The sequence below is a fragment of the Clostridium mucosae genome, from assembly GCF_024622765.1.
Taxonomy (GTDB): domain Bacteria; phylum Bacillota; class Clostridia; order Clostridiales; family Clostridiaceae; genus Clostridium.
In genome coordinates this window covers 154517-165387 of record NZ_JANKAF010000006.1, presented here as the reverse complement: position 1 = coordinate 165387, position 10871 = coordinate 154517, and the positions used below count along the sequence as shown (strand labels likewise).

Annotated in this window: 10 protein-coding genes and 1 pseudogene; 10 read left to right on the top strand and 1 reads right to left on the bottom strand. The window is 26.7% G+C overall.

Going from position 1 to position 10871, the window contains the following annotated elements; all coding sequences use genetic code 11:
- Positions 1-18 precede the first annotated feature (18 nt).
- Both NSA50_RS09280 and NSA50_RS09275 read left to right on the top strand, forming a co-directional pair.
- On the top strand, positions 19-1446 hold the full coding sequence (locus NSA50_RS09280) for a family 1 glycosylhydrolase (protein WP_257444601.1): 1428 nt from the start codon (positions 19-21) through the stop codon (positions 1444-1446).
- Positions 1447-1573: 127 nt separating this feature from the next.
- The gene (locus tag NSA50_RS09275; RefSeq protein WP_257444599.1) at positions 1574-3256 is read left to right on the top strand and encodes a GH3 auxin-responsive promoter family protein; all 1683 of its coding nucleotides are present in this window, start codon (positions 1574-1576) and stop codon (positions 3254-3256) included.
- A 155-nt stretch (positions 3257-3411) separates the two neighbouring features.
- Here the strand turns inward: NSA50_RS09275 and NSA50_RS09270 are convergent, their stop codons facing one another.
- Complete coding sequence (locus tag NSA50_RS09270; protein ID WP_195262879.1) at positions 3412-3951, bottom strand: hypothetical protein; 540 nt, start codon at positions 3949-3951, stop codon at positions 3412-3414.
- A 373-nt stretch (positions 3952-4324) separates the two neighbouring features.
- Here NSA50_RS09270 and fliB point away from each other — a divergent pair, with 373 nt between their 5' ends.
- The 8 genes and pseudogenes from fliB to NSA50_RS09230 all read left to right on the top strand — a co-directional run bounded on the left by fliB (position 4325) and on the right by NSA50_RS09230 (position 10860).
- On the top strand, positions 4325-5473 hold the full coding sequence (fliB, locus tag NSA50_RS09265) for a flagellin lysine-N-methylase (protein WP_195262880.1): 1149 nt from the start codon (positions 4325-4327) through the stop codon (positions 5471-5473).
- A 92-nt stretch (positions 5474-5565) separates the two neighbouring features.
- The gene (locus NSA50_RS09260; protein ID WP_195262881.1) at positions 5566-5880 is read left to right on the top strand and encodes a nucleotide pyrophosphohydrolase; all 315 of its coding nucleotides are present in this window, start codon (positions 5566-5568) and stop codon (positions 5878-5880) included.
- A 129-nt stretch (positions 5881-6009) separates the two neighbouring features.
- A pseudogene (locus tag NSA50_RS09255) lies at positions 6010-6178 on the top strand (NUDIX domain-containing protein); the annotation flags it as partial.
- Between the two features lie 268 nt (positions 6179-6446).
- Positions 6447-7607, top strand: coding sequence for a 5-bromo-4-chloroindolyl phosphate hydrolysis family protein (locus tag NSA50_RS09250; RefSeq protein ID WP_195262882.1), 1161 nt, complete (start codon positions 6447-6449; stop codon positions 7605-7607).
- Between the two features lie 27 nt (positions 7608-7634).
- Positions 7635-8780 carry a toxic anion resistance protein gene (locus NSA50_RS09245; RefSeq protein WP_195262883.1) on the top strand — a complete coding sequence of 382 codons (1146 nt, stop codon included), beginning with the start codon at positions 7635-7637 and terminating at the stop codon, positions 8778-8780.
- Between the two features lie 400 nt (positions 8781-9180).
- On the top strand, positions 9181-9387 hold the full coding sequence (locus NSA50_RS09240) for a hypothetical protein (protein WP_195431215.1): 207 nt from the start codon (positions 9181-9183) through the stop codon (positions 9385-9387).
- 17 nt (positions 9388-9404) lie between these two features.
- Positions 9405-9845 carry a DUF3237 domain-containing protein gene (locus tag NSA50_RS09235; RefSeq protein WP_195262885.1) on the top strand — a complete coding sequence of 147 codons (441 nt, stop codon included), beginning with the start codon at positions 9405-9407 and terminating at the stop codon, positions 9843-9845.
- A 49-nt stretch (positions 9846-9894) separates the two neighbouring features.
- The gene (locus NSA50_RS09230) at positions 9895-10860 is read left to right on the top strand and encodes an alpha/beta hydrolase (RefSeq protein ID WP_257444597.1); all 966 of its coding nucleotides are present in this window, start codon (positions 9895-9897) and stop codon (positions 10858-10860) included.
- Positions 10861-10871 lie beyond the last annotated feature (11 nt).

Genomic DNA, 10871 nt, shown 5'->3' with positions numbered 1-10871 from the left:
TAGAGTGAGGTTTTTATTATGAAATTAAGAGAAGATTTTTTATGGGGAGGAAGCATAGCTGCGCACCAATGTGAAGGTGCGTGGAATGTTGATGGTAAGGGAATCGGTATAATGGATTTAGTGACTAGCGGTTCTTATGAAGTACCACGTGAAATTTGTAAGGAGATAGAAGAAGGTAAGAGATATCCTTCTCATGATGGAATTGATTTTTATCACAGATTTAAAGAAGATATTGCTTTATTTGGAGAGATGGGATTTAAAGCACTTAGAATTTCTATTGATTGGTCAAGAATTTATCCAAATGGTGATGATGAAGAACCTAATAAAAGAGGAATAGAATACTATCAAAGTGTTGTAGAGGAATTAATTAAAAATGGAATAGAGCCAATTGTTACATTATATCATTTTGAAATGCCAGTAAATCTAGTAAGAATATATGGATCATGGACAAATAGGAAGGTAATTGATTTTTATTTAAAGTATTGCAAAACTATGTTTGAAGCATTGAAAGGTAAAGTTAAGTATTGGGTCACTTTTAATGAAATGAACCATATTGATCCGCAAACTGAGGCATCAGATATTTTCACATATATAATCGCAGGACTTAAATTTAGTGAGATGATAGAAAAGAAACAAACATTAGCAACTATTGGCTATAATATGACACTTGCAGGGGTAAAAGCTGTAGAATTAGCTCACGAAATTGATCCTAATAATAAGGTAGGATGTGTTTTTGGATTAACACCTGTTTATCCTATAAATTGTAATCCAGTTAACGTTATGAATGCTTTTAAAGAAATGGATCGTGATTTTTATCAAATTGATGCAATGTGTAATGGAGGCTTCCCTAAATATAAGTTAAAAGAATATAAAGATATAGATATACAACTTGAAATCTCTAATGAGGATAAATACTCTTTCTATAATGGTAAGTTAGATTTCATAGGAGTAAACTACTATTCAACTAGTGTTGCCCACTATGAAGGGGATGATGATGGAGAAGAAACTCTTTTTGGAGGAGTACAAAATCCTTATTTAGAAAAAAGTAAATGGGGATGGTCAATTGACCCAATTGGACTTAGATACTTATTAAATTATGTTTACCGCAAATATGAGTTACCTATTATTGTTTCAGAAAATGGTCTTGGAGCTATAGATAAGGTAGAAGATGGAAGCATAAATGATGATTATAGAATTGATTACTTAAATCAGCATTTGGTTCAGTTAAAAAAAGCGGCTGAAGAAGATGGAGTAGATTGTTTTGGATATTTAATGTGGGGACCAATTGATTTGGTAAGTGCAACTACTGGTGAAATGAAGAAGAGGTATGGGTTTATTTATGTGGATAAGCAAGATGATGGTACTGGAGATTATTCACGTAAGAAGAAAAAATCATTTGATTGGTTTAAGAAAGTTATAGAGTCAAATGGAGAAAGCTTAAAATAAAGTAATATATAAAAGCACTAATCATTTATGGTTAGTGCTTTTTGTATATTGTCTTGAAAGAATATTAACATTTTAAAATAAATTCCATATAATACTTATGCAAAACTATAATAGGATGTGTATAAATGTGTCCATAATAAGTAAGGTGCTTTATAGGACAATTATTGGTTGTGGAGGAGTCGTAGAAAGAAAATTTATTAAAGAAACTAAAAACTTTAAGAAAGTTAATAATGACTTGTTGTTTGATATTTTATCTAAAAATGCTAGTAGTGAAATAGGGGACAAATTTGAATTTAAAAATATACTTTCTGTAAGTGATTTTAAGAAAGAAGTCCCTTTAACTGACTATTCATATTATGATAATTATATTGAACGTATGGCTAATGGTGAAAAAAATATATTAACAACACAGAATGTTGAGTATTTTGGGAATACTTCAGGAACTACAGGTAAACAAAAATTAATTCCAGTTACAAAGTCCAGTAGAATGAAAGCTGCAAAATATATGGCATTATTGATAACTAGATTTTCTTATAATAATTTTAAAGAAAACTGGAATTATGGTAGGGGATTAATGATTGCAGATGTAGTTATGAATACTTATACTGATGGGGGAATACCCATTTGTTCAGCAACTTCAGGTGGTATAAATGGCATGAAAAGTTTTTTGCCATATTTATATACATCACCTTATGAAGTTATGAAAATTAAAGATAAGGAAGTATCACTTTATTTACATGTACTTTTTGGATTAATGGAGAAAAAGCTATTATATATATCTGGGATTTTCATTTCGAACATATTAGATTTATTAAGGGTCATGGAAAAAAATTCTGATAGATTAGTAAGAGATATTCGTAAAGGTAGAGTAAGCAAAGCATTAAATATTGATGAAGAAACTAGAAAAGCATTAAATAAATATTTATCTCCGAATGCTAGTAGGGCAGATGAATTAGAAAAGGAATTTAAAAAGGGATTTAAGGGAATTTGCAAAAGAATTTGGCCAAAACTTCAATATATAGCAGCAGTTACAGGAGCTAATTTTACAATTTATGATGAGATGGTTAATTATTATTCAGGATCAATTCCAATACACTCACCTTGTTATGCAGCATCGGAAGGTATTATAGGTATAAATCCATATGTTGAATATATAAGATATGTAATAATACCAGACACTGTTTTTTATGAATTTATTCCATCAGAAGAACTAAATGAAAGTAACCCAATGACATTTTGTACAGATGAATTAGAAATAGGAAAAAGCTATGAACTTGTTATTACAACTTATACAGGTCTTTATAGATATAGGTTAGGTGATGTTGTTAAGGTAGTTGGATTCTATAATAATTCACCTGAAATAGAATTTTTATATAGAAGAAATCAAGTATTAAACATGGTGTCAGAAAAAACAACTGAAGAGCATTTAACATCTGCAATAAGAAATACAAAAAATAAGCTTAAACTTAATTTAATAGATTATACTACAGTTGCTGATAATTCAAGAACTCCTGGTAGGTATCAATTTTACTTTGAAATCAAGGGGAATGTTACAAAGGAGTTAGTTAGAAATATTGAGATAACTTTAGATGAGGAGCTAAAAAATTGCAATTTAGCTTATAAGAGATTTAGAGGAAAAAGTGGACTAGCTAAACCAAAGGTAATAATACTTGAAGATGGAACATTTAATAAGGTAAAGGAATTTTTATTTATGAAGGGGATTTCAAAAAATCAAATTAAGATACCAAGAGTAACTACCACAAACAAAAATGTTTTGAATATTATTGAAGGTAGTAAACTACATTATTAGAATGCTGATAGTATAAAGTTATTTCATATTTTGCATAGATATTTTAAATAAGGACTTTAGAGATTGTTTTAGGTTAAGGTATCTTTAAATAAAATTATTTTTAATAATTATAAATTATCAATAAGAGGATGTACCAAAATAAATGATACTTCCTCTTATTTTTCTTTTAATAAAGTTTTGATTTCAGTTAATTCTTTTGTTAATTCTTCTATTTGCTTTTCTAATTTTTCTATTTTAGATATGTTAATATCATTACTGTTTGAACTATTAGTACTAGAAGAAGCTGATGTGCTTGAAGTATTTCCATTTGTGCTTGTAGAATTATTACTACAAAAAGGATTACTAATATTATAATTTTTTGGGTCATAATATCTACCTGGCCCTGATTCGAAATATTGTTGTTGAGCATTAAATACTAAAATAACTTGACCAACTAATTCTAACCAGTTTCCAATAAGATTTTGAATATTAAAAGGAATATTTCCAGCGATTATATTACCAATTATTTCACCTATTATTGCAAAAAGTTCTGGTGGAAGAGTTTGGAATGGACCTGGTGGTATATCATTACATCCAGTAGTATTATTATTGTTATTGTTAGTATTATTGTCATTGTTAGTATTATTGTTATTGTTATTATTATAACCACAAGATCTTAATAAATCTTCAAAATTTCCCCAACCATTAAAATTCATATTTTACCTCAATAAAAGTGATTATATTTATTATATTAAATATCTAATAAAAAGTACTAGATTAATAATATTATCTTTCATAGAAGATTAAATAATATATATGAATATGATATTAAATTTGTATGTGTATCACAGATTAGCATAAGACAATGAATAAATGATATAATATTAAAATACTTATTGGGAGGAGATTACATTAATAAATTTTTAGGTGATATTGCTGAGCTTAGCAATTAATTATGTATAAAATACATTTAAAATTATAAATAGCAGGAAGAAATCAAATAAAGGAGAGAGCTCTTAAAGCAATAAAGTTAAAAGAAGTCTATTACAATAAATACATCAAAACTAAATTTGAATTTGGAGTTATTATATGAAGAAAATAGAAAATATTTTGAAGATAAAAGAATATGAAAAATTTAAGTGTACAGCAGATAAATGTAGGTTCACTTGTTGTAAGGGGTGGGATATAAATGTAGATACTAACACTTATAATAAGTGGAGAGAAAAAGATGATCTTAATTATCTTTTAGATAATGTAAGGTTTATAAAAAGCAATGGAGAAAATAGCTATTTAATTAAGAAGGAAACAAAGGGAGCATGTCCTTTATTAAGCAATGAAGGGCTATGTAATATAGTTATAAATCATGGTGATGAAAATTTATCTTTAACTTGCAAGAACTTTCCTAGGATAGAAAATGAATTTGAAGATGTGAGAGAGCTTACTTTATCTTGCTCTTGTCCTGAGGTAGTTAACATAATTAGTGATATGAAAGAAAAGACGTATATAGAGTCTAATGATTCCCTATCTTATGTTGAAGATTTGGGATGCTTAAAAATAAGAGAGAGTTTAGTTAATATAATTCAAAAAGATGAAATAAGAATAGAAGATAAGCTTATCCTTTCCTATAATATGCTTTTTAATATGTTTGATAGTGATGATTTAACTTATGATAATTTAATAGAGTTTTTAGATAAATATAAATCTAGAAATTATATAAAAGAAGAATTAAATAAAATTAAAGACTATGAAAATAAAGAAAGTATAAAATATTTGAAAGAAATAAATTCATTATTTATAGATATAATAGAAAACTATAGAAATGTTTCTATTTTCAAAGAAGCGCTAAATGATATTTATAAATTTACTAAAGAAACTAATATAGAAAAGATTTTTAAGGATTGGAATGACTTTAAGGGTTTATTTAAAGAATATGATAAATTAATTGAAAACTGTATTGTATCAAAAGTTTTTAGTAGTTGTGTTAGTGAAGATTTAGAAGAAATGATTATTTCTTTTGAAATGATTATATTGGAATATTTATTTATAAGGCATGCTATATTTTTAAGATATTGTATTAATATAAAAGAAAATATTAGTAGCCAAGATGTAAAAGATTATATTGTAATTTTTTCAAGGATTATAGGTAATAACTCTGATGCAGTAATAGAATTTTTATTAGATATTTTTGGAAGTGAAATATTGGAATTTGATTATATATATTCATTAGTTGTAATTTAAATAGAAATAATTAAAAAAGTTATCAAAGAAAATCTTAATTTTATATAAGTAAAAAAAATAGTACACAAAGGTTAAGAAGGGAGATAATATAATTGGAAGAAATAAGAAAAAGGATAAGAAAATTTAGAGATGATAGAGAATGGTCACAATTTCATACACCAGCTAATTTAGCAAAGGCAATAAGCATTGAATCAGGAGAATTATTGGAGCATTTTCTTTGGGATGATAATCACAATAAAGAAGAAGTATGTGAAGAATTAGCAGATGTTATGATTTATTGCTTACATATGGCGGATTCATTAGGGGTTGATATAGAAGACATAATGAATAGAAAAATGGATAAAAATGAAAAGAAATACCCAGTAGAAAAAGCTAAGGGAACAAGTAAAAAGTACACGGAACTTTAATTTGTAGGGTCTAGATGGTAACTTAGTATAATATTTACTTGTGTTATTTGAAAATTATTTAAAGTAAAATGTAGTTATCATAATTAAATTTGTGGTAACTACAAATATTTATAAGAGGAAATGGAAGATATGAAGGTAATAGAAGTTGTTGCAGCAATAATAAAAAAAAGAAGATAAGATATTTATAACGCACAGAAGCTATGGTGAGTTTAAAGATATGTGGGAATTCCCAGGTGGAAAGATAGAAAATGGGGAATCACAAGAAGAAGCATTAATACGAGAAATAAAAGAAGAATTATCATCACAAAATTGGGTTCCAGCAGATGTGGAGGTAGTTGAAATGCTAGTAGGAGTTTATTAAGTTAATATTATTAGGGAAAAATCTATGATAGTACTTATATGCTAGTATAGTTTTTTATTTTAATATTTATAACAATATACAATTGTTGTAAATTGTAATTGTTTTAATAATAAGATATAATAAATCTAAAATATTATAATAAAGAAATGAATAATATAACTACGAATTTATCTTAATTATAATAAAATAATCAGGAGGCAAGACCATGGATAGGAAGGATTTTTCTGATTTAGAAGACCAAATTGTATCTACAGTAAAAAGTGCACTTGATGCTATAGATTTTGTCAATTTAAAAAAGGATATTAGTAATAAAACAGAGGACACTTTAAATGAATTTAAATCAAAGCTAAAAGAATATAATGACAAAGTAGAAAGTAAATATAGAGTTTTAAATAAAAAGCCTAAAAATGATATATCAGCATATATTAGCAAAAGGCCAGCTGGAACTGTATCAGGAATTATTTATACTATCTTTGGATTAATAGGAAGCTTAATTTTTGGATTTTTAGTATTGATGTGTTTAATATTTATGTCCTTTTTTACTAAGGTTATAACCGATGCTTTTGTTGGATTTACAGTTATATTTATATTCTTTGCAATAAGCCTAGTGTTATTATTAAGAGGAATAAATATAAGGAAAAGACTTAGAAGATTTAAAAAGTATGTAAGATTTATTGAAGATAATAGTTATTGCTTAATTAAAGATTTAGCTAGATTTGCAAAAGAAAAAGAATCCTTTGTTATTAAGGATTTAGAGAAGATGATTAATTTAGGTATGTTTTTAGAAGGGCATATCGATGAAGAAGAAACTTATCTTATGTTAAATGATGATGTTTATGGAGATTATTTAAATCTAAAAAAACAGCAAATAGCTAAAGAAGAATTAAATAAAAAAGAAGAATTAAATAAGAATATAGATGATTCAGAACAAGAAGAATTAAATTCTACAATTGAAATGGGAAGAAAATATATTGAACAAATAAAAAATACAAGGAATGTGCTTTATAAAGAGGAAATAGCCATAAAGCTTGATAAATTACAAAACATTGCAAATGAGATTCTTAATTATGTTGAAAAAAATCCTAAGAAGATTCAAGAAGTTAATAAATTTATAAATCATTATCTTCCTATTACAATTAAACTTATTAACTCTTATAAAGATTTAAGCAATCAATTAGTTCAAGGTGAAAATATTAAAAATGCTAAAGTAGAAATTGAAAAAAGCATAGATATTATAGAAACTGCTTTTGAAAATTTATTAGATGATTTATATGAAGATGTTGTTTTAGATATTTCTACAGATATATCTGTTCTTAAGACTTTATTTAAACAAGAGGGGTTAACAGAGGAAGATTTTAAGAAATAAGCTTAAAGTAAAAGGGAGGAATTTAAAATGAGTGATGAATTTAAGGAACCTATTAGTATAAAACCAGAATTGACATTTGAAGCATTTCAAGATGAAGCTCTTGATGTGCAAGTAAAGGAAGAAAAAGTAGAAGAAAAAATAATTGAGGATATCAATTTAACAGAAGAAGAAAAAAGGATGGTAGATCAATTTGTAGAGAAGATAGAAATAAATAACTCAAATTCTATCTTACAATATGGAGTAGGAGCCCAAAAGAAAATTTCTGATTTTTCTGAAACAGCATTAAATAATGTGAAAACTAAAGATTTAGGGGAAGTTGGAGATATGCTTTCCAATGTAGTTCTTGAGTTAAAGAACTTTGAAGAGTCAGAAGAGAAAAAAGGTATTTTAGGTTTCTTTAAAAAAGGCAAAGATAAGATTAATCAAATGAAAGTAAAATATGATAAGGTAGAGGATAATATAAATAAAATGTGTAATGTCCTTGAAAAGCATCAAATACAGCTTTTAAAAGATATTGCTATGCTAGATAAGATGTATGAAATAAATAAAGTATATTTTAAAGAACTTTCTATGTATATATTAGCTGGAAAAAAGAAGCTTCAAATATTGGAAAAAGAAGAGCTGCCTAAACTACAAGAAAAAGCAAAAAATAGTGGTCTTCCTCAGGATGCTCAAGAAGTAAATGACTTTATTTCACTTTGCAATCGCTTTGAAAAGAAAATTCATGATTTAGAATTAACAAAAATGATTTCTCTTCAGATGGCTCCTCAAATTCGTTTGATTCAAAATAATGACTCATTAATGTCTGAAAAAATACAATCAACAATTGTAAACACTATTCCACTTTGGAAAAGTCAAATAGTTTTAGCTCTTGGAGTTGCTCATTCTACTAATGCTGCAAAGGTTCAAAGTGAAGTAACGAATATGACAAATGAACTTTTACGTAAAAATGCAGAAATATTGAAAACTTCAACTATAGAAACAGCCAAAGCAGCAGAAAGAGGAATTGTTGATATTGATACTCTTAAAATGACTAATGAATCATTAATTTCAACTCTTGACGAAATACTTAATATACAAACAGAAGGACGCCAAAAGCGTAGAGAAGCTGAGTTAGAATTAAAAAATATTGAGGATCAATTAAAAAATAAACTTTTAGATTTTAAATATTAATGTAGTTAGAAAATTAAGTGAAAAAGTTTTTGAAAATTTTAAGATCTATAATAAAATAAAAAAATTCAGTAGCGAGAAAGTATAAATTCAGGTAGGATTTGCACTTTCTCTTTTTTATTTACAAGGCATAGGAATATAGTGGTGGTAGCTTTCTATTTAGCATTTCATTGGTTATAAATATAATAGTAGGAAATAAATGTTTTATTATGATTGTTAAATTATAAACTGAAGAATATAATTAAAGTATTTCAAAATTTAATAATAAAGTGTTGAGTTTATGAAAATATGTATATTTACGCGGGTATTCACTCGAGTGATAGCAATAAAATGTAAAAAAATAGGGGGATTTACGGGGGTTATTTCTGTAAATATAATTTCTTCAGTATAAGGTAATGAAGTTATGTCTATTATCATTAAAAATGACAATGAATACAAAGGCTCGGATGGGATTGGTAAAAAGCGAGATTACTCAAAACTTTCAAAAGAGGAAACAAGAAATTATGTTAAAGAATCAGTATGTGAAGAAGAGAAGTATTATAAAGTAATAGGAACATTAAGTAAAGGCTTTAAATTAATGTTTATATTTTTTATACATAATTATAAATAAAAGGGGAGGAATTAAAAATGTTTTTAGAGGCTGATTTAGCTATGGAATTAGAGGTTGAAATTACTAATTCTATGACTGTAGGTAATGGATTAAATGGATATCTTAATATTATTCCAATTACAGGAGGAACTTTTAAATGTTTAAATAATGATGGAGTATTTGTAATGGGTAAAGTATTACCTGGTGGTGCAGATTGGAATACAAGAAAAAGTGAAACTTTATCACATGCTTTTGCTAAATATACAATTGAAACCGAGGATAATATATTTATATCTGTTGAAAATGAAGGCTATCTAGATGATATGGCGAGGGGGAAAATTATTAAGACTGTACCTAAATTTAAAGTTGATGAAAATAGTAATTACAGCTATTTAAATACTGGGGTATTTGTTGCTTCATTGGATGTAAACTTTTTTGAAAAAAGTATTGTGTCAATAAAGGTGTATAAACTTAGATAAATAAATTATAAAGGATATAAGCAAAAAAATATAATGAGAGGAAATTTGTATGGGTAATGATTATTATGAAATAATAAAAGATTCATTAAAGGATAAGGATTTTAAAATTCTTCCAGAGGAATATAGAATTGAGAATAAAAAACAGGGGACTATAGAAAGGTTAGAGTATAAGGTAGAAGACTTAGAAAAGAGTAATAATATTAAACACTTGAATCTGTATCTTCCATATGGATATGAAGCTACAGATAAGAATAAAAAATATAATGTTCTATATCTAATGCATGGTGGTGGAGAAGATGAGAATTTACTATTTGGAGGGCCTGGTAAAAATACAGAGTTAAAGAATATATTAGATAATATGATTGCTAATTGTGATATTAAACCTCTTATTGTAGTTACACCTACATTTTATGGTGTTAAAAATGATTTGAAAAATGATGAAGAACTTTGTCATGTTGAAACAATTGATCATCCACTTCCTATAATTGAAACTAAATATTTTCATAATGAATTGATTAATGATCTGATTCCATTTGTAGAAACTAAATATAATACTTATACATCATCAGCTAATAAAGAGGACTTGAAGGCGTCGCGTGAACATAGAGCTTTTGGTGGATTTTCTATGGGTTCAGTTACTACTTGGTATGCATTTATAAACTGTCTAGATTATTTTAAATATTTTATACCATTAAGTGGTGACTGCTGGGCATTAGCTCAAAAAGCCGAAGGCAATATGGCAAAAGAAACAGCTGAATACTTAGCAAAAGTTGCAAAAGATTCTGGCTATGCTCCAAAGGACTATTATTTACTTTGCGCTTCAGGAGATTTGGATATTGCTTATCCTAATATGAAGCCTCAAATAGATGCTATGAGAGAATTAAAGGATAGTTTTATTTATTCATCAAATTTGAAAGAAGGAAATTTTTATTTTATTGTAAGTAAGGGAGGCATACATAATTGGCATTGGATCAACCAATTTATTTATAATATACTTCCTGATTTATTTAATTAATATAAAATATC